The organism is Streptomyces sp. CRCS-T-1, from assembly GCF_024442335.1.
GTDB lineage: Bacteria > Actinomycetota > Actinomycetes > Streptomycetales > Streptomycetaceae > Streptomyces > Streptomyces koelreuteriae.
This window is the reverse complement of the sequence record NZ_CP101651.1, coordinates 1,350,453-1,375,583: the sequence shown is the minus strand read 5'-3', so window position 1 is coordinate 1,375,583 and position 25,131 is coordinate 1,350,453. Positions and strand designations below refer to the sequence as shown.

24 protein-coding genes and 3 riboswitches are annotated in these 25,131 nt (G+C 72.2%); of the genes, 6 read left to right on the top strand and 18 right to left on the bottom strand.

Annotation, left to right across the window (positions count from 1 at the left end; genetic code table 11):
- Positions 1 to 34: 34 nt before the first annotated feature.
- Positions 35 to 1,531 carry an IucA/IucC family protein gene (locus tag NNW99_RS06125; protein WP_215117673.1) on the bottom strand — a complete coding sequence of 499 codons (1,497 nt, stop codon included), beginning with the start codon at positions 1,529 to 1,531 and terminating at the stop codon, positions 35 to 37.
- A 156-nt stretch (positions 1,532 to 1,687) separates the two neighbouring features.
- On the opposite strand from NNW99_RS06125, the gene NNW99_RS06120 reads away from it, so the two are divergent.
- Positions 1,688 to 3,166: an IucA/IucC family protein gene (locus NNW99_RS06120; protein ID WP_215124177.1), complete on the top strand. Its 1,479-nt coding sequence runs from the start codon at positions 1,688 to 1,690 to the stop codon at positions 3,164 to 3,166.
- Here NNW99_RS06120 and NNW99_RS06115 read toward each other — a convergent pair.
- The 8 genes from NNW99_RS06115 to NNW99_RS06080 all read right to left on the bottom strand — a co-directional run bounded on the left by NNW99_RS06115 (position 3,150) and on the right by NNW99_RS06080 (position 11,384).
- A complete protein-coding gene (locus NNW99_RS06115) occupies positions 3,150 to 3,941 on the bottom strand; it encodes an ABC transporter ATP-binding protein (protein WP_370869117.1) in 792 nt (263 codons plus the stop codon). The genes NNW99_RS06120 and NNW99_RS06115 overlap by 17 nt on opposite strands.
- Positions 3,938 to 5,044: an iron ABC transporter permease gene (locus NNW99_RS06110; RefSeq protein WP_215117672.1), complete on the bottom strand. Its 1,107-nt coding sequence runs from the start codon at positions 5,042 to 5,044 to the stop codon at positions 3,938 to 3,940. Before NNW99_RS06110 ends, NNW99_RS06115 begins: the two co-directional genes overlap by 4 nt.
- Complete coding sequence (locus NNW99_RS06105) at positions 5,041 to 6,051, bottom strand: ABC transporter substrate-binding protein (protein WP_215124175.1); 1,011 nt, start codon at positions 6,049 to 6,051, stop codon at positions 5,041 to 5,043. Before NNW99_RS06105 ends, NNW99_RS06110 begins: the two co-directional genes overlap by 4 nt.
- A 59-nt stretch (positions 6,052 to 6,110) precedes the next feature.
- A riboswitch (cobalamin riboswitch) is annotated at positions 6,111 to 6,234 on the bottom strand.
- 92 nt (positions 6,235 to 6,326) lie between these two features.
- The gene (locus NNW99_RS06100; RefSeq protein WP_215117671.1) at positions 6,327 to 7,076 is read right to left on the bottom strand and encodes a class I SAM-dependent methyltransferase; all 750 of its coding nucleotides are present in this window, start codon (positions 7,074 to 7,076) and stop codon (positions 6,327 to 6,329) included.
- A complete protein-coding gene (locus NNW99_RS06095; RefSeq protein WP_251057721.1) occupies positions 7,045 to 8,265 on the bottom strand; it encodes an MFS transporter in 1,221 nt (406 codons plus the stop codon). Before NNW99_RS06095 ends, NNW99_RS06100 begins: the two co-directional genes overlap by 32 nt.
- Before the next feature lie 22 nt (positions 8,266 to 8,287).
- Entirely contained in the window at positions 8,288 to 9,514 is a 1,227-nt protein-coding gene (locus NNW99_RS06090) for an ATP-grasp domain-containing protein (RefSeq protein WP_215117669.1), read from the bottom strand.
- Positions 9,511 to 10,533 carry a cysteine synthase family protein gene (locus NNW99_RS06085; RefSeq protein ID WP_215117668.1) on the bottom strand — a complete coding sequence of 341 codons (1,023 nt, stop codon included), beginning with the start codon at positions 10,531 to 10,533 and terminating at the stop codon, positions 9,511 to 9,513. Before NNW99_RS06085 ends, NNW99_RS06090 begins: the two co-directional genes overlap by 4 nt.
- Positions 10,530 to 11,384, bottom strand: a complete 855-nt coding sequence (locus tag NNW99_RS06080) for a hypothetical protein (protein ID WP_251057720.1) — start codon at positions 11,382 to 11,384, stop codon at positions 10,530 to 10,532. The genes NNW99_RS06085 and NNW99_RS06080 overlap by 4 nt, the downstream gene beginning before the upstream one ends.
- A gap of 143 nt (positions 11,385 to 11,527) precedes the next feature.
- Positions 11,528 to 11,606: riboswitch (cobalamin riboswitch) on the bottom strand.
- 135 nt (positions 11,607 to 11,741) lie between these two features.
- On the opposite strand from NNW99_RS06080, the gene NNW99_RS06075 reads away from it, so the two are divergent.
- Together NNW99_RS06075 and NNW99_RS06070 are read left to right on the top strand one after the other, a co-directional pair.
- The gene (locus tag NNW99_RS06075) at positions 11,742 to 12,716 is read left to right on the top strand and encodes a ferric reductase-like transmembrane domain-containing protein (RefSeq protein ID WP_215117667.1); all 975 of its coding nucleotides are present in this window, start codon (positions 11,742 to 11,744) and stop codon (positions 12,714 to 12,716) included.
- A 49-nt stretch (positions 12,717 to 12,765) separates the two neighbouring features.
- Positions 12,766 to 12,840: riboswitch (cobalamin riboswitch) on the top strand.
- A 62-nt stretch (positions 12,841 to 12,902) separates the two neighbouring features.
- Positions 12,903 to 13,274 carry a (2Fe-2S) ferredoxin domain-containing protein gene (locus tag NNW99_RS06070; protein WP_215117666.1) on the top strand — a complete coding sequence of 124 codons (372 nt, stop codon included), beginning with the start codon at positions 12,903 to 12,905 and terminating at the stop codon, positions 13,272 to 13,274.
- Positions 13,275 to 13,283: 9 nt separating this feature from the next.
- Here the strand turns inward: NNW99_RS06070 and NNW99_RS06065 are convergent, their stop codons facing one another.
- From NNW99_RS06065 to NNW99_RS06040, 6 genes are all read right to left on the bottom strand, one after another.
- Complete coding sequence (locus NNW99_RS06065; RefSeq protein WP_215117665.1) at positions 13,284 to 13,703, bottom strand: universal stress protein; 420 nt, start codon at positions 13,701 to 13,703, stop codon at positions 13,284 to 13,286.
- A gap of 2 nt (positions 13,704 to 13,705) precedes the next feature.
- Positions 13,706 to 15,205 carry an APC family permease gene (locus tag NNW99_RS06060; RefSeq protein WP_215117664.1) on the bottom strand — a complete coding sequence of 500 codons (1,500 nt, stop codon included), beginning with the start codon at positions 15,203 to 15,205 and terminating at the stop codon, positions 13,706 to 13,708.
- A gap of 81 nt (positions 15,206 to 15,286) precedes the next feature.
- Positions 15,287 to 17,362: an iron ABC transporter permease gene (locus NNW99_RS06055; RefSeq protein ID WP_215117663.1), complete on the bottom strand. Its 2,076-nt coding sequence runs from the start codon at positions 17,360 to 17,362 to the stop codon at positions 15,287 to 15,289.
- A 45-nt stretch (positions 17,363 to 17,407) separates the two neighbouring features.
- On the bottom strand, positions 17,408 to 18,388 hold the full coding sequence (locus NNW99_RS06050) for an iron-siderophore ABC transporter substrate-binding protein (protein WP_215117662.1): 981 nt from the start codon (positions 18,386 to 18,388) through the stop codon (positions 17,408 to 17,410).
- The gene (locus NNW99_RS06045; RefSeq protein ID WP_215117661.1) at positions 18,385 to 19,254 is read right to left on the bottom strand and encodes an ABC transporter ATP-binding protein; all 870 of its coding nucleotides are present in this window, start codon (positions 19,252 to 19,254) and stop codon (positions 18,385 to 18,387) included. The genes NNW99_RS06050 and NNW99_RS06045 overlap by 4 nt, the downstream gene beginning before the upstream one ends.
- 59 nt (positions 19,255 to 19,313) lie before the next feature.
- Entirely contained in the window at positions 19,314 to 19,865 is a 552-nt protein-coding gene (locus NNW99_RS06040) for an MSMEG_1061 family FMN-dependent PPOX-type flavoprotein (protein WP_215117660.1), read from the bottom strand.
- A gap of 107 nt (positions 19,866 to 19,972) precedes the next feature.
- On the opposite strand from NNW99_RS06040, the gene NNW99_RS06035 reads away from it, so the two are divergent.
- Both NNW99_RS06035 and NNW99_RS06030 read left to right on the top strand, forming a co-directional pair.
- Positions 19,973 to 20,887: a HipA family kinase gene (locus NNW99_RS06035; protein ID WP_215117659.1), complete on the top strand. Its 915-nt coding sequence runs from the start codon at positions 19,973 to 19,975 to the stop codon at positions 20,885 to 20,887.
- Positions 20,884 to 21,153 carry a SelT/SelW/SelH family protein gene (locus NNW99_RS06030; RefSeq protein WP_030242193.1) on the top strand — a complete coding sequence of 90 codons (270 nt, stop codon included), beginning with the start codon at positions 20,884 to 20,886 and terminating at the stop codon, positions 21,151 to 21,153. The genes NNW99_RS06035 and NNW99_RS06030 overlap by 4 nt, the downstream gene beginning before the upstream one ends.
- Positions 21,154 to 21,172: 19 nt before the next feature.
- Here the strand turns inward: NNW99_RS06030 and aceB are convergent, their stop codons facing one another.
- Positions 21,173 to 22,798: a malate synthase A gene (gene aceB, locus NNW99_RS06025; RefSeq protein ID WP_215117658.1), complete on the bottom strand. Its 1,626-nt coding sequence runs from the start codon at positions 22,796 to 22,798 to the stop codon at positions 21,173 to 21,175.
- A gap of 207 nt (positions 22,799 to 23,005) precedes the next feature.
- Complete coding sequence (locus NNW99_RS06020) at positions 23,006 to 23,620, bottom strand: NTP transferase domain-containing protein (RefSeq protein ID WP_215117657.1); 615 nt, start codon at positions 23,618 to 23,620, stop codon at positions 23,006 to 23,008.
- A gap of 230 nt (positions 23,621 to 23,850) precedes the next feature.
- On the opposite strand from NNW99_RS06020, the gene NNW99_RS06015 reads away from it, so the two are divergent.
- Positions 23,851 to 24,144: a DUF5955 family protein gene (locus NNW99_RS06015; protein ID WP_215124173.1), complete on the top strand. Its 294-nt coding sequence runs from the start codon at positions 23,851 to 23,853 to the stop codon at positions 24,142 to 24,144.
- A gap of 22 nt (positions 24,145 to 24,166) precedes the next feature.
- Here NNW99_RS06015 and NNW99_RS06010 read toward each other — a convergent pair whose 3' ends face one another.
- Positions 24,167 to 24,964, bottom strand: coding sequence for an IclR family transcriptional regulator (locus NNW99_RS06010; protein ID WP_215117656.1), 798 nt, complete (start codon positions 24,962 to 24,964; stop codon positions 24,167 to 24,169).
- Between the last annotated feature and the right edge of the window lie 167 nt (positions 24,965 to 25,131).

Genomic DNA, 25,131 nt, shown 5'->3' with positions numbered 1-25,131 from the left:
TATGGAGCGGCGGTGCCGTGCTCCAAAACGAGGTTCATGAAAGGGGATTGGGCAGTTCCGCCCACTGGTCCCCGGGCGTCTGCGGCGAGAGCCGCATCAGCGTCAGCGCCTTGGTGGGCAGGGGCTCCGCACGCAGTGCCGCGAGGTCCGGGGTCTGCGGCAGCTCCCGTACGGCCGTCTCCAGTGCCGCCGTGAGCGCCGCCCCCGACCCCGCCGTACCGGCCAGCGCGCCCGCCACCAGGGAGCCGAACAGCTTGCGGCGGAGCGTGCGTTCGTCGTCGGTGACCATCCGGGCGGGCAGCTCGGGCACCGTGATGCCGTGCCGGGCGAGGCGGGCCGGGCTGACGCGGATGTCGGCCAGGTCGCGGTAGACGAGCCGCAGCGGGTCGCCCTCCGGCGAGAGGACGACGAGGAGGTTCTGGCCGTGTGCCTCCAGGGCCACGCCCAGCTCCAGCAGCCGCAGCCCGACGGTGAGGGTCAGGCGCGCGAAGCCGGCCAGCCAGGCGGGGGAGCGGGGGAGCGCGCTGGTGGCGAGCGCGGCCACCGGCAGGACCCGTTCACCGCTCCCGGCGTACGTCTGCGGCGACTCCCGCAGCACGGCCGCGAAGTCGGGGGAACCGGCCGCGGCGGCGCCCAGGGTGCGGGTCACGTGCAGCAGGCCGTCCGTGCGGGCGGCGGGCGTCTCGGCGAAGTCCGACAGCAGCGCGGACGCGGCCACCGAGGGCAGCGAGATGTCCCGCACCGACGATGTCAGCCGGGCGCTGAGCGAGGTCTTGACGTGCGGCCCGCCCGGCAGGGCGAGCGTCCGCAGGGACATCAGCGGATGCCCGGGCCGCCGCTCCTCGCAGGCCCGCTTCAGCACATGCGCCGCCTGCCAGGGGTGCACCGGCAGCACCACCCGCGGCCCGTCCCGCAGATCTCCCGGCCAGGCGCCCGTCACCAGGCACTCCTCCGCCCGCACGGGCACCAGCCCCAGCTCCACGACCGGCCGGTGCTCGGGCCCGTAGGCGAGCTGCTCGGCCACCGAGAAACCCGGCCGGGACCGGCAGGTCGGGTGGAAGGGATGCCCGTCGACGATCCGCTGCTCCCACTCCCAGTCGTTCCCCGGCCACTCGTCCCCCGCCTGCCCCTCCTGCCCCGCTCTCGACAGTGCCAGCGAGGCGACGCTGTGCCCGAGTTCGGCGGCGAAGGAGGCGGAGTGCGGGACGGCGAGGTCCGTCACCAGCCGCGCCGGATCGTCGTACTCCACCCCGTCGAGCCCCACGACGGTGACGTAGTCACCGGTCGCGTACGGATCCGGGCGCGGGCCGTGCAGCCGGCGGCCGTCGGACAGGGACAGGGTCAGCCCGTCCCGGCCCTGCTCCCGGCGGGCCACCCAGGGCAGTGGATCATGGGTCAGACCGCGCCACAGTCGGGACAGCACGGCCGCCCGGGCGCCGGGCAGTTCGGCCTCGTACCGTGGCAGCAGGCCGGGCCGTACGACGGCCAGTTCGTCGGCGACCTCGGCCTCGGCGGTGGGGGAACGGTGCACGGGCGGGCTCCTCGGGTACGAATAGGGCGTCACGGCGCGATGACGACGACCGACATAATGATCATCTCCGCCAGGAAGTCCGGAAGTCCCGGAAGGGCTGTGGGGAACGTAGAGAACACAAGGAACGTAGGGAAACGAGTGGATCGCGTGGACCTCATGCCCCCGTCCGCCGACGCGTACGCCGCCGTGCCGCTGCTGAACTGCCTGCTGCGGGAGGTGGCCCGGCCGGTCGGCCGGGAGGGCGAGCACCGGATCCACCGCCTGCCCGGCGGGGACCGGCTGCTGCGGGTGCGCGGGACCCGGCGGCCCGCCGAGCCCGAGGTCCAGGGGCCGGACGGCTGGCAGCGCGTCGACCACACCGAGCTGGTCAAACTCGTCGCCGAGGAACTGCGCCGGCACACCGGGCTGTCCAATCACGAACTGCCCGCCGAGATGATCGACAGCCGGGACGCCGTGGCCGCCCTGCTGGAGGCCCGCGACCGCGCGACCCCGCCCGACGACCCCTACCTTCGCTCCGAGCAGTGCCTGCTCACCGGCCACACCCACCACCCGGCCCCCAAGGCGCGCGGCGGCGGCCCGGCCGCGGGCTGGCTGCCGTACGCGCCCGAGGCGTACGCCCGCTTCCCACTGGCCCTGCTCGGGCTGCGCGAGGACCGCGTCGTCGAGGAGGGCGACACCTCGGCCCTCGACGCCCTCGGCACCGCCCCGCCCGGCTACCGGCTGCTCCCGGCCCACCCCTGGCAGCTCGACCTGGCGAGCGCGGAACTCGCCGCCGCCTTCGCGGACGGGAGGCTGGTCCGGCTCGGCACGACCGCCTTCGACACCTGGCCGACGGCCGCGATCCGCACGCTCTACGCACCCGAGCAGGACCTGTTCCTGAAGTTCAGCCTGGACGTGCGCATCACCAACGACATCCGCCGGCTGTGGCGCCACGACCTGCTCGCCCTGCGCCGGACCGACGCGGCCGTGTGCGCCGCCTTCGACGACTTCCCCGCGCTCGACGGCCCCCCGGCCTGGCTCGGCGACCGCGGCTACCGCACCGCCGACTTCGCCTTCGAGGCCCTGGCCGTCCTCGTCCGCGACGGCTTCGCCGGACATCTGGTGCCCGGCGCGACCCCGCTGCTCGCCGCCGGACTCGTCGAGGGCTTCGACGGCAGCCCGCTCGACCGCGCCGCCGATCCCGGGGCATGGTGGGCGGCGTATCTGGCGCAGGTGGTGCCGCCCGCCGTGGAGGCCTTCGCCCGGCACGGCGTCGTCATCGAGGCTCATCTGCAGAACACCCTGATCGCCGTCGACGCCGACGGCATGCCCGTGCAGGCGCTGTACCGGGACGCCGAGGGCGTGAAACTGCTGCCGGACGTCTCCCGCGAGACCGGCTGGGAGCGGCTGGTGTACTGCCTGGTCGTCAACCACCTCACCGAGATCGCCGGTGCCCTCGCCGAACGCCACCCCGGCTTCGACCCCTGGCCGGCCGCCCGCCGTGAACTCGCCCGCCACGACCTGCCCGAGATCCCCGCCCTGCTCGCCTCACCGACCCTTCCCGCCAAGACGAACCTCCTGCTGCGCTGGACGGGCGCGGACGGCGCCGACGCCCGCTATCTGCCGCTGCCCAACCCGCTCAGGGCAGGAACGTGACCTGGGGAGCGCCCGTGCGCGGATGCACGGTGACCTCCCCCGCCACCCCGTACACCTCGGCCAGCAGCCGGGGCGTGAGGACCTCGACGGGCGGGCCGGAGGCGGTGATCTCGCCCTCGTTCAGGACGTAGAGGCGGTCGCAGTAGTAGGCGGCCAGGTTGAGGTCGTGCAGGGCGAGCAGCACCGTCGCGGGCAGTCGGCGCAGCGCGCCCAGCACCTCCAACTGGTGCCGGATGTCCAGGTGGTTGGTGGGTTCGTCGAGGACGAGCAGCGTGGGCTGCTGGGTGAGGGCGCGGGCGATCAGCACCCGCTGGCGCTCGCCGCCGGACAGCCGGTCGAAAGGGCGCTCGGCCAGGTGGGCGGCGTCGACCGCCGCGAGCGCGGAGTCGATGAGCCCGGCGTCCTCCGGAGTGTCACCGGCGAGGAGCCGCTTGTGCGGGGTGCGGCCCATGGCGACGACCTCGCGGACGGCCAGATCGAAGTCGGCGCCCGACTCCTGCACCACCGCCGCGACGGTACGGGCCAGCTGCCGCACGGGCAGCGACCAGGCGTCGGCGCCGTCGACCCGCACTTGGCCGCTGTCGGGGCGCAGCACCCGGTAGACGGCCCGCAGCAGGCTGGACTTGCCGCTGCCGTTGGGACCCACCAGGCCGATGGTCTCGCCCGGGCGGGCGGTCAGGGACACGTCCCGCACGAGATGGCGCGCTCCGGCCGTCAGCGTGACGCCCTCGACATCGAGATCGGTCGCGGCCACCCCTGCTCCGATCGCGCTCATCCCACTCCTCGATCCGTGCTCCGCCGGGCGTCCCGGCGCATCAGCCACAGGAAGAACGGCCCGCCGCACAGCGCGGTCAGCACGCCGACCGGCACCTCCATCGGCGCGGCGATCGTGCGCGCGGCGACATCGGCCCAGACGAGGAACACCGCCCCGCCGAGCGCGGCCGTCGGCAGGACCCGGCGATGGTCGCCGCCGACGAACAGCCGCACGATGTGCGGCAGCATCAGACCGACGAAGCCGATCGGCCCGGCCGCCGCGACCAGCACGCCCGTCACGAGGGAGACCAGTACGAACATCCGGGCCCGGAACCGGGCCACGTCCAGCCCCATCGTGGTCGCGGCCTCCTCGCCCGCCAGCAGCAGGTTCAGATTCCGGGACTGCACCATGAGCACGCCGACGCCCAGCAGCGTCGCCAGGCTCGGCAGCCACAGCGTGTCCCAGTTGACGCCGCCGAGGCCGCCGAGGGTCCAGGCGAGCACCGCACGGGCCTCGTTGCCCCGGTCGGTGGTCAGCAGCAGCAGATCCAGCAGCGCGGTGAGCACCGCCGCGATCGCCACCCCGGACAGCACGAGCCGTACGGAGGTGATGCGTCCGCCGGTCCGGGCGGTGGCGTAGACGAGCAGCAGCGCGCCCAGCGCGCCCAGGAACGCGGCGGCCGACAGCGACACCGGCCCGAACACGCTCACCCCGAACACGATCACCGACACCGCGCCCAGCGACGCCCCCGAGGAGACGCCCAGCAGATACGGCTCGGCGAGCGGGTTGCGCACCAGGGCCTGCAGGGCGGTGCCCACGACCGCGAGGCCCGCCCCGGTCACCACCCCGAGCAGCACCCGGGGCGCCCGCACGTCCAGCACGATGGTCTCGCGCGCCCCCGACCAGTCCGGCTCCGTCCAGCCGGCGCCCAGCGCGTGCGTCAGGATGCCCCAGACCTGCCCGGGCGGCACCTGGACGGAGCCGATCGCCAGGCCCGCCGTGACGGAGACGACGAGCAGGGCGGTGAGGACGAGCAGGGTGACCGTCAGGCCGGTGCGCCCCGTCCGCCGCCCCGGCGGGACAGGGCGTCGCACCGCGGGCGCCTCGGTGGCCGGCTGCGTCACCGGGAGCTCTCGGGGTGCAGCCCGCGCGCCAGGTCCCCGACCGCGTACGCGGAGCGGATGCCGACCAGGGTCGCGGTCAGCGGCAGGACGACGAACCGCTTGTTCTTCACGGCGGGCACATCGGCGAGGGCCGGCTGGGAGAGCAGGAACTTCTTCTTCTGCTCGACGCTTCCGGCGCCGGCGTAGTCGTAGATGGCGATGACCTCGGGCTTGCGCTCGACGACCTGCTCCCAGGAGACGTCCCCGAAGACGTCGTCGAGGTCGGCGAAGACGTTCTTGCCGCCGGCCAGCCGGATGATCTCCGTGCCGAGGCTCTTGCCGCCCGCGGTGAAGGCGGTCTTGTCGCCGCTGTCGTACACGAACACCGGTACCGCGGACTCGCCCTCGACGGCGGAGGCCGCCTTGCCGACCCGGCCCTCCAGGTCGGCGACCAGCTTGTCGGCCCGGTCGGAGACACCGAAGATCTCACCGACGGTGCGGATCTCGTCGTAGGTGTCCTTCATCGTGACCCGCTTCTTGCCGCAGTACTCGCGGTTGAGGTGGGTGTCGATGCCGGCGTCGGCGAACGCCTTGCGGGAGCGGCCCTCGTTCTCCGCGAAGGCACTGCCGTAGCCGCCGTAGACGAGGTCCGGCTCTGCCTCCAGGACCGTCTCGAAGGACGGTTCCTTCTTCGACAGTTCCGGTATCGCCTCGTAGTCCTTGCGCAGTTCCGGCAGGACGGCCGAGTCGGGGAAGGCGGTGCCGACCACGCGGTCCTTCAGACCGAGGGCGAGCATCAGTTCCGCCGGGTGCTGGTGGATGGTGACGACCCGCGACGGCGGCTTGTCGTACGTCGTCTTCACCCCGCAGTTGTTCACGGTGACGGGGAAGCCCGCGGGCGCCGAGGCCTTGGCGTCCCGGTCTGTGCTGTCGGACGACGAGCCGCAGCCGGCGACGAGCAGCGCCGCCGACAGGGCGAGTGCCGCGCCGCGCAGGGTGGTGCGCCGGCGGCGGGCAGGGGAGAGCAGGTGGGACACGTAGAGCCTCCTGGGGAGTCCGCGCTCCTCGGATCGGGCCCGCGGCGGGTCAGTGTCCTGACTCCCGGATCGACGTTCCCCCTCGCCTTCCCGCGCTCGCGCGGTGGCGTGTCGAAGGGGTGCACTCCCCGGTCACAGTGGCGGGACCGTGCCGGATTCGCACCGGCTTCCTGTCTCCCGTCGCGGCGATGACCTGGTGATAGTACGTTCCGCGCCGTCGCGGTCAACAGGGCGTGCGACCCCGCCCCGCACGCCCCGTGCCCACGTCACACCTCCCGGACCGCCCGCAGCACCAGCCGCTCGGCGTTCTCGTCGTAGGGCCGGCCGTCGAAACCGCCGAAGACCTCCACGCCCCCGAACCCCGCCTCCTCGGCCATTCGCCGCAGCTCCACGGCGCTGTACACGAACCACACCAGCGTTGCTCGGGTGACCCGCTCGCCCCGCACCAGGACCCAGTCGCTGCGCAGCCGCGCCCAGTCGTCCAGCACGGTGTCCGTCTGCACCATCAGGTCCTCACCGCGCGTCACCACCTTCGGCGGGGTGACCTTGCGGGCCAGCAGTTCCTTGCCCGCGAGGTCCAGGACGAGGGTGCCGCCGGGGGCCAGGCAGTCGTACATGGTGCGCAGCACGCGCGCGTTGTCGGCGGGGTCCTCGAAGTAGCCGAACGAGGTGAACATGTTGAGTACGACGTCGAAGCCGCCCGGCGCCTCGAACTCACGCGCGTCCGCCTGGACGTAGCTGACGTCGGTGCCGGTGTCCGCCGAGCGTTTGCGCGCCCGGTCCAGCAGGGCCGGGCTGAGGTCCACGCCCGTCACCTCGTAGCCGCGCCGGGCGAGCGGCACGGTGAACACGCCCGGGCCGCAGCACAGGTCGAGCACCCGGGCGCCGGGCGTGAAGGACAGCAGGGGAGAGGTGCCGAGGAGTTCCTCGGCCTGGGTGTGGCGCTGTTCGGAGAAGAGGAAGTCGTGGAACTCCGTCCAGAAGTCATCGTCCTGGAACCCGCCCGTCCGTGTCATGCGGCTTCAGTGCTCCTTCTTCGTCTGATGGGACCTGCATTCGCCGCTCGGCGTGCCTTCGCAGCAAGAGCAGCAGCGGAGGCAGCAGCAGGCACTGCGCGGCCGCCAGCAGCCAGAACCAGCCGGTGTGCCCGGCGCCTTCGCCGAGGCCGTACAGCTGCCCGCCCAGCACCCCGCTCGCGCAGGCGCCGAGCCCCGCGGCCAGCCGCTGCTGGCCGAAGACCACGGCGTCGGAGCGCGGGCTGCGGCGCAGCGCCTCCAGGTCGTTCTTCAGGAACAGCACGATGTCGCCCAGGGTGATCAGCGCCCCGCCCGCCAGCAGAGCGGTCCGGCTGCCGACCGCCAGCACGGCCAGCCCGGCCGCCAGACCCGCGAATCCGACCGTCAGCGCGAGCGCGTACGGCATGCGCCGGATCAGCCCGGAGGCGAGCGGCTGGACGACGATGACCAGCGTGAAGCAGAGCAGCAGGACCAGGCTGTAGAACTCGCTGGAGGCCTGCTCGACCGCGTACACCGCCAGGAAGTGCTGGAAGTGGAAGTACAGGTAGAACGCGAGCGCGTTGGCGGCGAACGGCAGGACGGCCACCCCGGCCAGCAGACCCTGCCGGGTGACCTCCGTGCCGGGTGGGCGCTCCCCTGCGGCGGGCAGCCCGGCGTGGCCCGCCGTGACCGCGAGGAACAGCGCCGTGACGGCCGCGAACAGCCAGCCGGGCGAGGACAGCACGAACGGCCCGGCGATCAACGGGCCGACCGCCATGCCCGCGTTGAGTGCCGCGTTGCCCGCCGACAGGAACGCCGGCCGGCGTTCCTCGTCCACCCCGTGCACCAGGTACGCCTTGTTGGCGGGCAGGTACAGGGCGGCTCCGCAGCACGTCAGCACCAGCGCGCCGACCGCCAGGGGCGGCCAGCGCAGGGCCAGAAGGAGGCCGACGAACCCGGCCGTCCGTACGACGAGGGCCCACAGCATCGTGCGGCGCAGCCCGATCCGGTCCGCGAGCGCCCCGCCGACGACACCGCCGGAGAACTGCACCAGCGACGCCACGGCCAGCACCACACCGACCGTGCCGAGCCCCATCCCGAGCCGCTCGTGCAGGAACACCGACATGAACGGCAGCACCATGAAACTGCCGAGCGGGATCAGGAAGGAACTGAGCAGCAGGAAGCGCAGCGGGCCACTGAGCGGGAACAACCCGGCGCTCCGCTCGGGCCGTTCACCCACCGGAGGGCTCGGTGAGCACGCGCAGGGCGTTGGCGGCCGCGACCGCGCGGTGCGTGGCGAGTTCCGCCGTCTCCGCCTCGGCGTAGACGATGCCCGCGTAGCCGCGGCTGTCGCTCAAGTGCTCCACGACGTCCCCGACTTGGCGGACGGGGTACCAGGCGGGTGACCCCGGCAGGTCCGCCAGCCGGTCGAGCCCGGCGACCCCCGTGAACACCCCGGGCTCGGCCGGATATCCCAGGACGAAAGCCACGGCCGGGCCTCCGGGCAACTCCGCGTCCATCAGACCGGGACGGCGGCCGAGCGCGCCCTCGATCATCGCCTCGTACACATTGACGCCGAGCGCCCGGCACAGCCCCTCACCGACCAGCGCGCCCCCGATCCGGGGGTTGATCTCCACCACCTCGGGACCGTCGCCGGTCAGCACGAACTCCACATGCGCGAAACGGTCCGTGTACCCGACGGCGGCGAGCACCTCGTCGAGCCACCGCTCCAGCGAGGCCCCCTGCCCTTCCGGGAAGGCGACGGGGAAGGCGGTGATCTCCTCGCGGAAGCGCGGCTCCGCCGACATGAGCCTGCTGGACACGCCGAGGAGCCGGGTGCGGCCCGCCCAGGTGAGGGTCTCGGCGCTGTACACCGGCCCGCCGAAGTACGGCTCGGCGAACAGCCGCCCCTTGAGAGTCTGTTCCGCCGCTTCCCGCAGGGCCCGGTCCAGTTCCTCCTCGTCGCGGACCAGCCAGACGTTCTGGCTTCCGGTGCCCGCCGAGTCCTTGAGGATCGCCGGCAGGCCCACCTCCTTGAGCAGCAGCTCCCGGGCCTCCGTCTGCGGCCCCGCGGCCTCGGCGGCCCGGCCACGGGTGAGACCGGCCTCGTACAGCCGGTTGCGGACGGCCGCCTTGTCCCGGGTGAACCTGAGGACCTCCGGATCGAGCCCCGGCAGGGCGAAACGGGCGGTGAGGTCGGCTCCCGCCAGGGTCCAGGTGTCGGTGGAACTGATCAGGCCCCGCAACTCCGGCGTGCGCCCCAGCACTTCCGCCACCCGCTCCACGTCGAAGGTGTCGGTCTCCACGACGTCCAGGGCGCCGGCGGGCAGCCGGTCCAGTTCGTAGGCGTAGTAATCGGGGTCACGGGTCAGGAGCAGCAGCCGCTCGCCGAGCCGGTCGGCGGCGCGTACCAGGTGCCCGAGCCCGAAGGTCAGCGACTCCAGACAGACGACGGTCATGCCGCCCGCTCCTTCCACCGAGCCGGGCAGGCCGTGCGCCGCCACGCCATCCTTGACCAGGGCATGCTCATCTCCTCGGGGTCGCGGACCTCGAAGGGCTTCAGCGAGGCGGGGTCCAGGGCCTCCGGGTGCCGGGCGAAGACCCGCTCCACATAGCGGTGTCCGGTGTCGGCGCCGATCACCAGGTGCAGCCGGTCGGGGTGGCGGCGGGCCTCGTACGTCGCGGCCAGGTACCCGGCGCCGGTGGACAGCCCGGCGAAGACGGCGTGTTCGCGCAGCAGACTGACCGCGCCGGACATGGCGTGGGTGAAGTCCATCCAGTGCACGGTGTCGTAGAGATGGTGGCGGACGTTGTCGAAGACGATCGACGACCCGATACCGGCGATGATCGCCTCGGGGTCGTGATGGTCCTGGCTGCCGAAGGTGACGCTGCCGAAGGGCTGCACGCCGACCAGCCGCACCGAGCGCTCCGTCTCCCTGAGCCGCTCCACGAGACCGCCCGTCGAGGCCCCGGAGCCCACGCCGCCGACGACGGTCAGGGGGGTGTCGGGGAACGCCTGCGCTATCCGGTCGGCGACCTCGTGATAGCCCAGGCAGTGGATGTCGTCGTGGTACTGGCGCATCCAGTGGCAGTCGGGGCGCTCGGCGAGGATCTCGCGCACCCGCCGTACCCGTAACTCCTGGTCGAGCTTGAGATTCCGGGACGGCTCCACCTGCTCGACGGTCGCGCCGAGGATCTCCAACTGTGCGCGGGTGGTGGCGTCGACGGTGGTGGACGCCACGATGTGGCAGCGCATGCCGTGGCGGTGGCAGGCCAGCGCGAGGGCGTAGGCGTAGATGCCGCTGGAGCTGTCGATCAGGGTCTGGCCCGGCCGGACCGTACCCCGGTCGAGTAATCGGCGCACGGCGGCCAGCGCCGAGTAGATCTTCATCGACTCGAACCGGAGCAGCACGAGCCCGTCGGTGAGCCGGACCAGGTCGGGAACCTTCAGGGCGTCGGCGATATGGGGGTGGATCACCCGTAGCCTCCTTGGGCGAAAGAGCACTGGTGGCCGAGCGAACGGAAGAACGCGGACAGTTCGGATCTGAGGCGGGAGCCCGGGCGGCGGACGAAGAGATAGCCGGTCAGACAGCCCGTGTGCGCGACGAAGACACCGTCGGCACCGAACCGCTCCCGGTGCGCCAGCACCCGGTCGAACGTCGCCTTGGGCAGCACCTCCTGGGACAGCACGGCACTGGCGGTCGCCGCCCGCGCGATGGCGGCCGCGTCACCGCAGGCGAAGCCCTTCAGCAGGTCGGTCAGACACCGCTCGTACTCCTCCCCGCGGCGCCGGTAGTGCTCCAGGAGCCGCGAGGTCACGGCGGCGGTGTCCACCGTGCCCGGCTCGATCACATAGGCGGTGTGGAAGCCGATGTCCGTGCCCAGCCGCCGCACCACCCGGTGCCGGCCGCTGAGATGCAGGGCGAACTCGTCGAGGAAGACGCTGTCGGACCGTTCGATCGCCGCCAGGACGCCGAGCACCACGTCGGTGTCGCAGGGCAGCGCGAGGATCCCCGCCACACAGCGCAGGGTCGCCACGATGTCCGCCGTCGAACTGGCCATCCCGACGCCCACCCGCAGCTCGGAGTGCGCGGTCCAGGTGCCGGGCGGCAGGGCGAGGCCGTGATGTTCCAGGAAGAGCCGGGCCGCCGTCAGGGCCTTCTCCCCGAGCGGAGGCGGCTGGGCCGCCCCCGGAGTGAAATGCACCCAGGAGTGGCGGTCCACGGGGAACGACACCACCGCGATGTCCGGATCGGGGCCCGCCCGCAGCGGCCCCTGGTACAGCTCGCCGAGCGTGCCGTGACAGACGCCGGACACGACACCACGCACGTGTAGTTCCTCCGTCCCTGAGCCCTGAACACACGGACAGGGGTGGAGGTGCGGCCCGGGCATGCCGGACGACCGCCGCTACCGCCGACCCAGTCCTCGAGGTCACCGTGCACAGCCCGCGCGTGACGCCCGGGCGCAGTGGCAGGTCCTCGGACTCGCGGGCCGGTGTTCGGCTCCCGCTCACCGCTGCGGGACAGTCCCGGATTCCCACCGGGTTCCCCTGACGACTGCGCGCCTCAGCGTAGGGACGCCCACAGCGGATGGAAAGGGCGCCTCCGGGGCCCCGACGCACCCCGGCCGTCTCTCTGGCCGGATTGCGTCTCGGTAACCCGCCTCCCCTCGGTGAGACTGTGCTCGATGCTGGTGAACCCGAGGTCCGACGAGAACGGGACGAGCGTCCCGAGACCCGGCTCCGAGCGCGTCGCCCTGCGCGGCGACCTGCGCTCCGCGCTGCCCGACGCCGCCGCGGCGGTCGTGGTCACGGCGGCGGTGTTCGCGCTGCTGTGGGCCCGCATGGAGTCCGGCACCTCCGACACGGTCGCCGTCATGCCGTTCATGGACGACCCCGGCACCTACTGGATGTACCTGCTCAGCCAGGCGTTCGGCTGGTCCGGCCTGCTGTGGGCCTGGGGCACGGTCATGCTGGGGCTGCTCCTGTCGGGGCCGGGCCCCGGCCGGCTGCCGGTCTCCCGGCAGGCCCTGGAGCGCTGGCACCGCACCACGAGCCTGACCACCATGGCCCTGATGTTCGCGCACGCCCTGATGTTCGCTGCGGAACTCGTGCGCTACGAGGCCCAGCTGGGGTGGGCCGAGCGGCTGTGGGCCGGCTTCGCCGACACCTTCGTGCCCGGCTGGTACGACTCCGGGACCGGCCGCATCGCCATCCCCCTCGGGCAGGGCGCCCTGTACCTGGCGATCCCCCTGGGCCTGCTGTTCTACGTCCGGCATCGCATCGGCGCGAACACCTGGCGCCGGCTGCACCGGTTCGTGATCGTCGTGTACGTCCTCAGCGTCTGGCACACCCTGCTCTACGGCACCAACGTCTGGTACGGCGAATGGCCGCGCACCGTGCTGTGGCTGCTGCAACTGCCCGTCGCCGCCCTGCTGGTGCTGCGCCTGCTGCGGCCCGCCCGGCGCGGCGAACGGCTCACCGCACCCGGTGCGCGCGCGGGCGTGACCTGGCCGACCTGGACGGCACGGGCGGCGGGGCGGATCGCCGCCGGGGCCGTGGTCGTCGGACTGCTGCTCGTGGTCGCCTCCGGCCGGGACGGCGGCCGCGAGCGCCCGGCCGAACCGCCCGCGACGCAGCCGCACGCACATGAGACGGACTGAAGCCCTCCACCGGCCGCATGGAATGATGGCCGGCGACATGGCGACGGCGGAACGAGGAAGCCGGTGTGAATCCGGCGCGGTCCCGCCACTGTGACCGGCCATCGGCCCGGGAGCCAGGAGACTCACGCGGTCGCCTCCTCGACGAACCACCGGGGCGGATCTCCCCGGAGAGAGGACAGGTGCGGCATGTCCGCAACCCCGGCCGGAGGGGTTCCGTGCCGCGTCGTCGTGTGCCGGGACTGCTGCTGCGGCACCGCCAAGGTGACCGGCGTCGACCACACGGCCCAGACCGAGCGGCTGCGCGAGGCGGCGCCCGTGCGGGTCTCCGAGTGCCTCGACGTCTGCGACCAGGCCAACGTCATCGTCGTACAGCCGTCGGCGGCGGGCCGGGCCGCCGGGGCCCGCCCGGTGTGGTTCGGTCTGGTCAACGACCCGGCCGCGACCGAGGACATCGTCACCTGGGTCCGCGCGGGCGGCCCCGGCGTCGCACCCCGGCCCGACATCCTCGACCTGTACGCCTTCAGCCCGCTCGTGAAACGACGCGCGGGCACGTCCTGACCCCGGGGCTCAGGACTCCTCGGCCGGCACGCACAGCACGGGGACGTTCGACAGGTGCAGCAGCTTGTGGGGGGTCGAGCCGAGGAGCGCCCCGCGCACCGGGCTCTCGCCCCAGGTGCCCACCACGATGACCCTGCCGTCATGGCGTTCCGCCGCGCCGATCAGGGCCTGCGCGGGCCGCTCGTCGACGAGTTCGACCGTGCTGGGCACACCGGCCTCGTCGGCGACCCGGACCGCGTGGCCGAGCACGGTGGTTCCGGCCTCGCGCACCGCCTCGTGATGGGCGGCGTACTCGTCGCCCGTGACACCCGGGGCCGCCGCGCCGTAGACGATCACCAGCGGTTCGCCGTACGCGGCCGCCACCTCGATCGCGACCCTGAGCGCGCGCAGGGCGCCCGGGGACTCGTCGTAGCCGAGGATCACCGACATCTTCAGGACTCCTTGCGGTGAACGAGGTCGGGGTCGACCGTGCTCGGGCGCTCCGACCAGAACGTGGGGGTCGTCAGCCGCCAGACGACCATGATGATCACGCCCGCGACGGCGACGCCGATGCCGATGACGAGCGGGGGACCGAGCCCGAACCAGGCGCTGCCGGTCACGGAGTTGGCGGGGTCGGCCATGTCCTGGACGGACTCCACCAGCAGCCACGCCAGCAGCCCGGCGCCGATCAGCGGGCCGAGGCCGATGAGGAAGAAGTCCCGGACACTCCTGGTCAGCTGGCGGCGGTAGTACACCGCGCAGGCGAGGCCGGTGAGCGCGTAGTAGAACGCGATCAGCAGGGACAGCGCCGTCAGGGAGTCGAAGAGGGCGTTCTCGCTGATGTTGTAGACGACGAGGTACCAGGCGGTGGCGATGCCGGCGACCCACCAGGTGCTCACGTCCGGGGTGCGGAACCGGGGGTTGATGTGCGCGAAGTGCCGGGGCAGGGCGTACCGGCGGGCCATGGACAGTCCGGTGCGGGACGCCGGGATGATCGTCGTCTGAGTGGACGCCAGCGCGGACGTCGAGACCGCCAGCAGCACGACCCAGTCCCAGCCGCCCATCACCTCCTCCGCGAGCAGCGCGAAGATGAACTCCTCCTCGGCGGCGTTCTCGACGAGGTAGTCCGTTCCCGCGTAGGCGACGACCGCGAAGGCGACCGCGAGGTAGGTCACCAGCAGCAGCACCGTCGACCAGATGGCCGCCTTGCCGGGCGCGGTGGCCGAGTCCTCGACCTCCTCGGTGAGGTTGACCGCAGACTCCCAGCCCCAGTAGATGAACACGCCCAGCAGCAGGGCTCCGGTCAGCGACGCTCCACCGGCCCCGAAGGGATCGAGCCAGCTGAACTTCGGATCGATCGAATCGAGGGTTCCGGTGTCGGCGTAGGCGCGGTAGAGCGCCACCACGGCGAAGGCGAGCAGGCAGACGACCTGCGCCAGGATGAGGACGTTCTGCACCTTGGCCGACACCTCGGTGCCGATCACACAGATGGCCGTCATCACCACGATGAGCAGCACCGTCAGCACCTGGCGTACGACGTCGTTGTCCGCCCAGCTGTCGAGGCCCACCGCGAGCAGGAAGAAGGTCACGGCGACGTCCGCCAGCGACCCGACGACCAGGACACCCGTCATCGCGATGGCCCAGCCGCCGAGCCAGCCCGCCCACGGCCCCATGGCCCGGGTGACCCACGAGAAGGTCGTGCCGCAGTCCTGGTCGACCTTGTTGAGGTAGTAGAACGCCGACGCGATCAGCAGCATCGGCACGAACGACGCGATCATCACCCCGGGGGCGTAGATGCCCACCAGCGCCACGATCGGGCCGATGACCGCGGCCACCGAGTACGCCGGCGAGGTCGCGTTGAGCCCGATGACCAGCGCGTCGACGAACCCGATCGCATTGGGCTTCAGGCTCGCGGACGGTGGCGGGCCCGCGTCCGTGATGTCCTTGGCCATGCTCCCTCACTCCCGTTGTGCGTGGATCCATACAACAGGCAGGTGTGGGGCATTTTAGCTATTGATGGCCTTTTAGATGGCTTATGTCGCCTTTCGGCTCCGTACCAGCAGCCGCAGGAAGTACGGCGTGCCGATGACCGCCGTCATCAGCCCGGCGCCCAACTGGGCCGGGGCGATGACGGTCCGGCCCAGCAGATCCGCCGTACAGACCAGCGCGGCCCCGAGCAGGACGGCGACCGGCACCACCCGCACATGCCGCCGGCCCACGAGGGCACGCGCCGCGTGCGGCGCCACGAGGCCCACGAAGCCGATGGTCCCGGCCGAGGCGACGGCGGTCCCGGCCAGCAGGACGCTCACCACCAGAAAGCCCAGCCTGGTCCCGGACAGCCCGAGGCCCAGCAGCCGCGGGGTGTCCTCGTCCAGGGAGACGAGATCCAGCTCGGTGCGCCGCGCGACCGCGACGGCCAGACCCAGCGCCAGCACGAGCGCGACGGGCACGACGTCCGGCATGGTCCGCCCGTACGTCGAACCGGACAGCCAGGTCAGCGCCTTCGTGGCGTTGAACGGGTCGGTGAGCACGATGAGCAGGCTGATCAGGGCCGTGGAACCGGCGGCCATGCCGATCCCGACGAGGACCAGCCGGTTCTGCCGGTAGCCGCCCCGGGCCGCGAGCCCGAAGACGATGGCGGAGGCCAGCGCGGCGCCCCCGAACGCGGCACCCGCGATGCCCCAGGAACCGGCCGCGGGCACGGTCGTCACCAGCAGCACGGCGCCCAGCGCGGCGCCGCCGGAGACACCCAGCACCCCGGGCTCCGCGAGCGGGTTGCGTGTCACGGCCTGCACCAGCGTGCCGGCCAGGGCCAGCGACGCGCCCGCGCACAGGGCCGCGAGCACCCGCGGCACCCGCGTGTCCAGCACGAAGGAGACGGCCTGACCGGCCCGCCCCTGCGCCCAGTTCGCGACATCGCCGAGCAGGAGCTTGCTGTCGCCGAGCAGTACGCCGGCCAGCGTGACACCCACGACCACGGCGGCCAGGACGCCCACCGTGACCAGGAACGCCGTCCGGCTCGGGATGCGCAGCCGGTCCGGCGCGTCGGCCCCGGCGGTGTCCCGCAGCCGCAGGGCCGTCACCACCAGGAACACGGCACCGACCAGGCTGGTGACGATGCCGGTGGGCACGGCGACCGCCCGGTCCGACGGGACGAGCGCCCGCAGCAGCACGTCCGACCCGAGCACCAGCGCGGCACCCGTGAGCCCGGCGACGGGCAGGGCCGCCCGGGCGCGCACGAAGCCCCGGAACCTGCGGGCGAGCGGACGCACCAGGGCGGGGGCGCACAGGCCGACGTAGCCGATGGGCCCGGCGAGGGTGACGGCCGCCGCCGACAGCAGCGCCGCCAGCACGACCACCGTGACCCGGGTGGCGTGGACCGGGACGCCCAGCCCGCGTGCCGCGTCGTCCCCGAGGGCGAGCGCGTCGACCCGCCGCGCGACCAGCAGCAGCCCGACGAGTCCCACCACGGCGACGGGCAGCATCTGCACGACGCCGTCGAAGCCGTTCTGGCCGATGCTGCCCTGGTTCCACTGGTAGAGGCCCTCCGTCTGCTGCGGGAACAGCAGGAGCAGACCCTCCGTCACGGAGTTCAGGCCCAGCGCCAGCGCCGTACCGGCGAGGACCAGCCGTACCGTGCCCGTGCCCAGCCCGGACAGGGCGAGCACGACGGCCGCCGCCACCAGCCCGCCCGCGAAGGCGACGCCCGAGGAGGCCAGCAGCGGCAGGGAGACGCCGGTCGCGCCGACCAGACCGAGCGCCAGATACGAACCGGCGTTCACCGCCAGGGTGTCGGGCGAGGCGAGCACATTGCGGCTGACCGCCTGGAGGACGGCGCCCGCGATGCCGAGGACGACGCCGACCACGATGCCGGCGGTCATCCGCGGCAGCCGGGAGGCGATGACCACGGACGCGTCGCCCGGATCGGCCTGCCCGGTCAAGGCCTTGAACACCTGTGCCGGCCCGACGGCGGCGGTGCCCTGGGTGATGTCCACGACCGCGAGCGCGGCGACGAGGAGGACGAGCCCGGCCGTCACCGCGGCCGCGCCCGTCCGGGACGCGGCCGCCGGCGGGCGGGTGGTGCTGGGGGGTGCTTCGGTGACGGCCATGGCTCCGGTGCTTCTGCTTCGTCCGAGCGGCTGTTTCGCCGGCTGCTACTTCGTCAGCTCGCCGACGAGGGCGTCGATGTACGCCTCCATCGACTCGGGGCCGCCGAACATCCAGATGCCGTCGGGCAGCCGGTGCACCTTGTCCGCCTTGACGAACGGCAGGGACGTCCACACGGCGTTCTTCTTCAGCTGACCGGAGAAGGGGTTGCTGGACTTGTCCTCGTCGTTGCCTATGTAGGCGAACTGCACGTCCTTCGGCAGGCCGGTGAGGCCCTCGACGTCGGTGGTGCCGAGGCCGTAGGCCGGGTCGCCCTTGACCTTCCAGGCGTTCTTCAGGCCGAGCTGCTTGTTGACCGAGCCGATGAGGGAGCCGTCGGTGTACGGGCGCAGGGAGACCTGGTTGGCGGTGACATAGCCGTCGGAGAAGGCGATGTCGGAGCCGTCGAGCTTGGCGTCGGCGAGGGCCTTCTTGCCCTCGGCGACCTTGGCCTCGAAGCTCGTCCGGGCGGCCTTCGCCTTGTCGGTGGTGCCGGTCGCCTTCGCGATCAGGTCGAGGTTCGTGAACATCTGACCGATCTGGTCGGACGCGTCGGCCGACTTGATCTCCAGGACCGGGGCGATCTTCCGCAGCTGCTTCACGGCCGCGTCCGGCAGATCGGAGCTGGCCACGATGAGGTCGGGGGAGAGCGAGGCGACGGTGTCCATGCTGGGCTCGCCGCGGGTGCCGATGTCCTTCGGCTCGTTCTTCAGCGGAACGGCGGTGTCCCAGGTCTTGTAGCCCTTGACGTCGGCGACGCCGACCGGGTCGACACCGAGGGTGATGAGACTCTCGACCTCGTTCCACTCGGTCGCGACGACCTTCTTCGCGGGACCGTCGAGCTGCACCTTCGCGCCGGTGGAGTCGGTGAGGGTGATCGCCTCGGAGGTCTTCTTCGCGCTGTCCGCGGCGGGCTCGGTGGTGCCGCAGGCGGCAAGGGTGAGCGCCGCGGCGGTGGTGGTGGCCGCGGTGAGCAGGATGCGTCTCATGAGGTGGTGCCGAGCCTTTCGCTTCGGGTGTTGCGGGTGTGGTGCCGGCCGATCGGACGGGTCCGCAGTCGGCCGGTGTGGGGGTCTGTGTCGACGTCGATCCGGATGCCGTAGACGGCGGTCAGCCGCTCCGGGGTCAGGACCTCCTCGGGCGGGCCCTCGGCGACGATCCGGCCCGCTTCGAGCAGCGTGATCCGGTCGGCGATGGCCGCCGCCTGGTCGAGGTCGTGCAGCACGACCCCGACGGCGATCCCGTGGTCGTCCGCCAGGTCGCGGACGAGGTCGAGGAGTTCGATCTGGTAGCGCAGGTCGAGATAGGTCGTCGGCTCGTCCAGCAGCAGCACACCGGTCTCCTGGGCGAGGCAGCTCGCGAGCCAGACCCGCTGCAACTGCCCGCCGGAGAGGTGGTCGGCGCCGCGCTCGGCGAGCTCGGTGACCCCGGTCAGCGCCAGCGCCCGCTCGACCGCGGCCGAGGCGTCCGGGTCGGGGCGGCCGAAGCGGCCCCGGTAGGGGTAGCGGCCGAACTCGACGAGGTCCCGCACGGTCAGTCCGCTGGGCGTGGGCCGGCCCTGGGTCAGCAGGGCCACGTACCGCGCGAACTCCCGGGCGGTCAGGGCGAGGCCGTCGGTGGCGTCGTCGATCCTGAGCGCGGCCTCACGGGCCCGCTGCAGCCGGGCGATCGTCCGCAGCAGCGTCGACTTCCCGCTGCCGTTGGGGCCGACCAGGACGGTCACCTCACCGGGCCGCAGCGCGATCGCCGCGTCGTGCACGACGTCGACGCCGTCGTACGACACGGTCACGCCCGTGGCCGAAAGTTGATGCCCGCGCAGACGCTGTCCGCCGGCCGTTTCTTCACCAGATCTCACGCGGCGAAGGTTAGCCTAACCTTAGTGCAGGTCGGGAGGGGGGTGCCCGAACCGTGATCTCAGCCGGCCGGCCAGGAGGCCGGATTCCACACCCCCGAGCGGCGCAATGACTGCGGGCAGTGCAGATAGATCTCGTCAATCTCCAGCACCAGGGCGAGGGTGGGGCGCTTGCCGTCCCGCGCCGTCATGGCGTCGAAGAACGGGGCGTCGGTGAGGATGCGGGCCCGTCCGTTGACCCGCAGGACCTCCTTGCCGCCGGGTATCAGATAGAGCAGCCCGGCGTGCGGGTTGTCCAGGATGTTGTGGAAGCTGTCGCCGCGCCGGTTCCCGGGCCGGTCGGGCAGGGCGAGCGTGCCCGAGTCCACGATGTGCGTGAAGCCGGGGGCGTCCCCGCGTGGGGAGACGTCGCAGTTGCCCTGGGTGTCGGAGGTGGCCAGCAGGCAGAACGGGGAGCGGGTGATGATGTCCCGGTCCTGGTCGGTGAGCCGGTCGTGGACCTTCTCGATCACCACGGGCCAAGGTTCGCCCAGCAGTTCACGCAACTCGGCGGGTGATCCCAGCTCCACCCAGCCCTCCTCGCGCGCGGCGACGGTGTCGGTCGTGTGCGGCAAGGCGGGCTCCCGTGATCGGCCGTGATCGATTAAGTAAGGCTCACCTTACCTGGGGCGCCCCGTCTGTGATCGCTCGGGTGAGCGAACTGCCCGGGTACGGTGGGGGAATGCTGTCCGAGGTCACCGCCACCCGCTACATCGCACCCCTGCGATCCGGCGGCTCCGTCCCCGGCGTCGTCGAGGCGGACGACCTCGGCACGTACGTCGTGAAGTTCACCGGCTCCGCCCAGGGCCGCAAGGCGCTGGTCGCCGAGGTGATCGTGGGGGAGCTGGCCCGGGCGCTCGGGCTGCGCTTCCCGGAGCTGGTCCTCGTGCGCTTCGACCCGGCGATCGCCGACGCCGAGCCCCACCAGGAGGTGCGGGAGCTGCACGCGGCCAGCGCGGGCGTCAACCTCGGCATGGACTACCTTCCGGGCGCCCGGGACTTCACACCGGAGATCGCCCGGGACTTCCCGGTCGACCCCCTGGAGGCGGGCAGGATCGTCTGGCTCGACGCCCTCACCGTGAACGTCGACCGGACGGTCCACAGCTCCAACCTGATGGTCTGGCCCACGCTGGGCGTCGCGCCCCCGCGCCTGTGGCTGATCGACCACGGCGCCGCCCTCGTCTTCCACCACCGCTGGGACGGCGCCGACCCGGCCAAGGCCTACGACTTCCGGCATCACGCCCTCGGCCACTACGGGCCCGATGTGCGGGCCGCCGACGCCGAGTTGGCTCCCCGGGTGACCGAGGAACTGCTGCGCGGCATCCTCGCGGAGGTCCCCGACGCCTGGCTCGCGGAAGAGCCCGGCTTCGCGACCCCGGACGCGGCACGCGAGGCCTACGTGACATACCTCCACGCGCGCGTGCGGTCCTCGGAGGCCTGGCTGCCCACCGGCTTCCCCACCCGGGAGGAGCTCGCCGCCGAGGAGGCCGACCGGGCGGCGAGAACCCAGCAAGGACGACCCGCGTGGCTCAAGCAGGTCCCCGATCTGCACGGCAAGCCCGCGGCCCAACAGGATTGGTCGGTGCACCTCGGATGAGTGGCCGTGTCGAGATCGAGTACTGCACCCAGTGCCGCTGGCTGCCCCGCGCGGCATGGCTGGCGCAGGAGTTGCTCACGACCTTCGAGGCGGAGCTGACGGAACTGGCGCTCAAGCCGGGCACGGGTGGCGTGTTCGTCGTCCGCGTCGGCGACGAGGTCGTCTGGGACCGCCGAGAGCAGGGCTTCCCCGAACCGACCGCCGTGAAGAAGGCCGTACGCGACCGAGTGGCCCCGGGGAAGACCCTGGGCCACTCGGAGCGGTGACGGTTCAGCCGCTGACCGTTCAGCCCTTGAGCTGCTCGTACGCCGGCAGCGTCAGGAAGTCGGCGTAGTCCTCGTCGAGGGAGACCGTCAGCAGCAGGTCGTGCGCCTGCTGCCAGTTGCCGGCCGCGAAGGCCTCGTCGCCGATCTCGGCGCGGATGTTCGCGAGTTCCTCGGCGGCGACCTTGCGGGCCAGCTCGGCGGTGACCTGCTCGCCGTTGTCGAGGACGACCTCCGCGTTGATCCACTGCCAGATCTGCGAGCGGGAGATCTCGGCGGTGGCCGCGTCCTCCATCAGGTTGAAGATCGCGACCGCGCCGAGCCCGCGCAGCCAGGCCTCGATGTAACGGATGCCGACCTGCACGGCGTTGACCAGACCCGCGTAAGAGGGCTTGGCGTCGAGCGAGTCGACGGCGATCAGATCGGCCGCCTTGACGTCGACGTCCTCGCGCAGCCGGTCCTTCTGGTTGGGCTTCTCGCCGAGGACCTTGTCGAAGGACTCCAGCGCGATCGGCACCAGGTCGGGGTGGGCGACCCAGGAGCCGTCGAAGCCGTCCCCGGCCTCGCGGTCCTTGTCGGCGCGGACCTTCTCGAAGGCGACCTTGTTGACCTCGGCGTCCTGGCGGGACGGGATGAAGGCCGCCATGCCGCCGATCGCGTGCGCGCCGCGCTTGTGGCAGGTGCGGACGAGGAGTTCGGTGTAGGCGCGCATGAACGGGGCCGTCATCGTCACCGCGTTGCGGTCCGGCAGGACGAACTTGGCGCCGCCGTCACGGAAGTTCTTGACGATGGAGAAGAGGTAGTCCCAGCGCCCCGCGTTCAGCCCGGAGGCGTGGTCGCGCAGCTCGTAGAGGATCTCCTCCATCTCGTACGCGGCCGTGATCGTCTCGATCAGCACGGTCGCGCGGACGGTGCCCTGCGGGATGCCGACGTACTCCTGCGCGAAGACGAAGACCTCGTTCCAGAGGCGGGCCTCCAGGTGCGACTCCGTCTTGGGGAGGTAGAAGTACGGGCCCTTGCCGAGGCCCAGCAGACGCTCGGCGTTATGGAAGAAGTACAGGCCGAAGTCGACCAGCGCGCCGGGCACCGGGGTGCCGTCGGCGTCGACGAGGTGACGCTCGTTCAGATGCCAGCCGCGCGGGCGCATGACGACCGTGGCGAGTTCCTCGTTCGCCTTCAGCGCGTACGACTTGCCGGACCTCTCATCCGTGAAGTCGATGTTCCGGGTGTAGGCGTCGCTCAGGTTGAGCTGGCCGAGGATCACGTTCTCCCAGGTGGGCGCGGAGGCGTCCTCGAAGTCCGCGAGCCACACCCTGGCGCCCGAGTTGAGGGCGTTGATGGTCATCTTGCGGTCGGTGGGGCCGGTGATCTCGACGCGGCGGTCGTTCAGCGCGTCCGGGGCCGGGGCGACCTTCCAGGAGTCGTCGGCGCGGATCGCGGCGGTCTCCGGGAGGAAGTCGAGGGTGGAGGTGCGGGCGATCTCGGCGCGGCGCTCGGCGCGGCGGGCGAGGAGTTCGTCACGCCGGGGCGTGAACCGCCGGTGCAGCTCGGCCACGAAGGCCAGCGCCGCTTCGGTGAGGACCTCCTCCTGCCGCGGCAGGGGCTCGGCGTCGACGATGGCCAGCGGTGACGGCGCTGGTGCGGACATGAACGGTCACTTCCTTCAGCGAGCTACGAAGACGAGGCGGCGGTTCGGCACCGGGTGCCAGTCTTCCCGGATACGGCGGTCGGCGCCCGTGGAGCCCTCGGGCGCTTCTGAACTGTGGATACTAGTTTCCTCATAGTGGAAGTTCAATCGTGTGTTGACGTCGAGACTCTTTGGATCGAGGAAAGGTGGCGCTGCGTGCCACCCCGCTCACTCAAGGTGGGCCAGATCGGCCTCGGTGTCGATATCGAAGGGCCGGGCCACGTCCCCGCACTCGACCAGCGTGATCGCCGGCTCGTGTTCCTTGAGATAGGCGCGTGCCCCCCGGTCCCCCGTGGCGGCCTGGGCGATCCCCGCCCAGTGGGCGGCCCCGAACAGGACCGGATGGCCCCGCACCCCCTCGTACGCGGCCGACACCAGCGACTCCTCGCCCGTGTACGCCCCGAGGACCCGGGCGACCGCCCGCGCGCCGATGCCGGGCTGGTCGACGAGCGAGACCAGGGCGGCCCGGGCGCCCGTACCGGCGAGCGAATCCAGCCCGGCTCGCAAGGATGTGCCCATGCCCTGCTCCCAGTCGGGGTTGTCGACGAGGACGCAGCCCGGCAGGACGGCGCGTTCGCGCACCTCTTCGGACCGGGCGCCCAGGACGACGTGGACCCGTGTGCAGCCGCCCTCCCGCAGCATCCGCACCGCGTGCTCCACTAGCGGCCGCCCCCTATGGGGGAGCAGTGCCTTGGGCCGCCCTCCGAGTCGTCGGCCGCCCCCGGCGGCCAGCAGGACCCCGGCAACCTCCCGGGCCTCTTCCGGCGTCTTCCGTGTCGTCATGGATCCTGCATACCGCACGATCCGGGCCGAGAAGTCACGCAGCGGAGCAAGTCGATGACGCAATGGACTGGCGCCTGGTGGGCCCTGTCGTTTACTGTCGCCCGCACCGACCGTCCGGGTGTCCGATCGCCGCCCGGTGTGGGGGACTTCGCGTCGGAATGGCACGCGCACGACGAGGTGCGAGGGGGAGGACTGTGTTGCGGAGCGTGGAGCAGAAGCGGCAGGGGCCTGTGACCAGCGGCGACGAGGACCCGCGCGTGACGGAGCTGCGCTCCGCCGTGTCCGGGCTGCGCCGCCGGCTCGCCGCCCATCCCGCCGATTTCGCCGACCGGACCATCGCCGAGGAGGAACTGGCCGCGCTGGACGCGATGGCCGTCGCCGGCATCCCCGAGATCCCGCGGCTGCGCCGCTCCCTGCTGCTGATCGCGGGCGCGATCGGCTCGGTGAGCGCGCTGTCCCCCGGCCTCTCGGAGGTCCGCCGGGCCGTGGACCTCTTCGGAGGGTCGGTGCGCGGGGAGGGCTGATCCGCCGCGCCGGGGCTGAACGTCAGGCGGGGTTCTGGTTGGCCAGGGCCTGAGACAGTTCGGCGGCGACCTGCTGGAGCACCGGCACGATCTTGTCCATCGCCGCCTCCGTGACCCGGCCCGCCGGGCCGGAGATGGAGATGGCCGCGGCGGTGGGGGAGTCCGGCACCGAGACCGCCAGGCAGCGGACCCCGATCTCCTGCTCGTTGTCGTCGATCGCGTAGCCCTGCCGGCGGACGTCCTCCAGCGCCGCGATGAACCCGTCCGGCGTCGTGATCGTCTTCTCCGTCGCGGCGGGCATGCCCGTGCGGTGCAGCAGGGCGCGCACCTCGTCCGCCGGGAAGCTCGCGAGCAGGGCCTTGCCCACGCCCGTGGAGTGCGGCAGCACGCGCCGGCCGACCTCCGTGAACATGCGCATCGAGTGCTTCGACGGCACCTGCGCGACGTACACGATCTCGTCCCCGTCCAGCAGCGCCATGTTCGCCGTCTCGCCGGTCTCCTCGACCAGCCGGGCGAGGTAGGGCCGGGCCCAGGTGCCCAGCAGCCGGGAGGCCGACTCGCCGAGCCGGATCAGTCGCGGACCGAGCGCGTACCGCCGGTTCGGCTGCTGACGGACGTACCCGCAGGCCACCAGGGTGCGCATCAGGCGGTGGATGGTCGGCAGGGGCAGTCCGCTGCTCGCGGACAACTCGCTCAGGCCGACCTCGCCACCCGCGTCCGCCATCCGTTCGAGCAGGTCGAAGGCGCGCTCCAGGGACTGTACGCCGCCGTTGGCGGAGGACCGGGCGGAGTCGGTGGTGCTGGCGCTGGACGTCGGCACGGCGCGTTCCTTTCGGGACTGGCGGCGGAAGAGCTGAAGCCTACCCGGCAGTCGGTTGACTCCCCGCTCGTACGTAGCTACGTTCTGCGTACTGGAAGTCTAATTCCGCTTTGTGGAAACGTCCAGGACTGGTCGCATGAAGGGCGCCAAGGTCCAGTGTGCCCTTG

Excerpts from the sequence above, each read along its gene's own strand:
- NNW99_RS06090 (WP_215117669.1), bottom strand. The coding sequence starts at position 9,514 with ATGACCGTCGTCTGTCTGGAGTCGCTGACCTTCGGGCTCGGGCACCTG.
- NNW99_RS06065 (WP_215117665.1), bottom strand. The coding sequence starts at position 13,703 with ATGTCGGTGATCCTCGGCTACGACGAGTCCCCGGGCGCCCTGCGCGCG.
- NNW99_RS06050 (WP_215117662.1), bottom strand. The coding sequence starts at position 18,388 with ATGAGACGCATCCTGCTCACCGCGGCCACCACCACCGCCGCGGCGCTC.
- NNW99_RS06115 (WP_370869117.1), bottom strand. The coding sequence starts at position 3,941 with ATGAGCGCGATCGGAGCAGGGGTGGCCGCGACCGATCTCGATGTCGAG.
- NNW99_RS06030 (WP_030242193.1), top strand. The coding sequence starts at position 20,884 with ATGAGTGGCCGTGTCGAGATCGAGTACTGCACCCAGTGCCGCTGGCTG.
- aceB (WP_215117658.1), bottom strand. The coding sequence starts at position 22,798 with ATGTCCGCACCAGCGCCGTCACCGCTGGCCATCGTCGACGCCGAGCCC.
- NNW99_RS06100 (WP_215117671.1), bottom strand. The coding sequence starts at position 7,076 with ATGACACGGACGGGCGGGTTCCAGGACGATGACTTCTGGACGGAGTTC.
- NNW99_RS06020 (WP_215117657.1), bottom strand. The coding sequence starts at position 23,620 with ATGACGACACGGAAGACGCCGGAAGAGGCCCGGGAGGTTGCCGGGGTC.
- NNW99_RS06070 (WP_215117666.1), top strand. The coding sequence starts at position 12,903 with ATGTCCGCAACCCCGGCCGGAGGGGTTCCGTGCCGCGTCGTCGTGTGC.
- NNW99_RS06075 (WP_215117667.1), top strand. The coding sequence starts at position 11,742 with ATGCTGGTGAACCCGAGGTCCGACGAGAACGGGACGAGCGTCCCGAGA.
- NNW99_RS06035 (WP_215117659.1), top strand. The coding sequence starts at position 19,973 with ATGCTGTCCGAGGTCACCGCCACCCGCTACATCGCACCCCTGCGATCC.
- NNW99_RS06055 (WP_215117663.1), bottom strand. The coding sequence starts at position 17,362 with ATGGCCGTCACCGAAGCACCCCCCAGCACCACCCGCCCGCCGGCGGCC.
- NNW99_RS06120 (WP_215124177.1), top strand. The coding sequence starts at position 1,688 with ATGCCCCCGTCCGCCGACGCGTACGCCGCCGTGCCGCTGCTGAACTGC.
- NNW99_RS06060 (WP_215117664.1), bottom strand. The coding sequence starts at position 15,205 with ATGGCCAAGGACATCACGGACGCGGGCCCGCCACCGTCCGCGAGCCTG.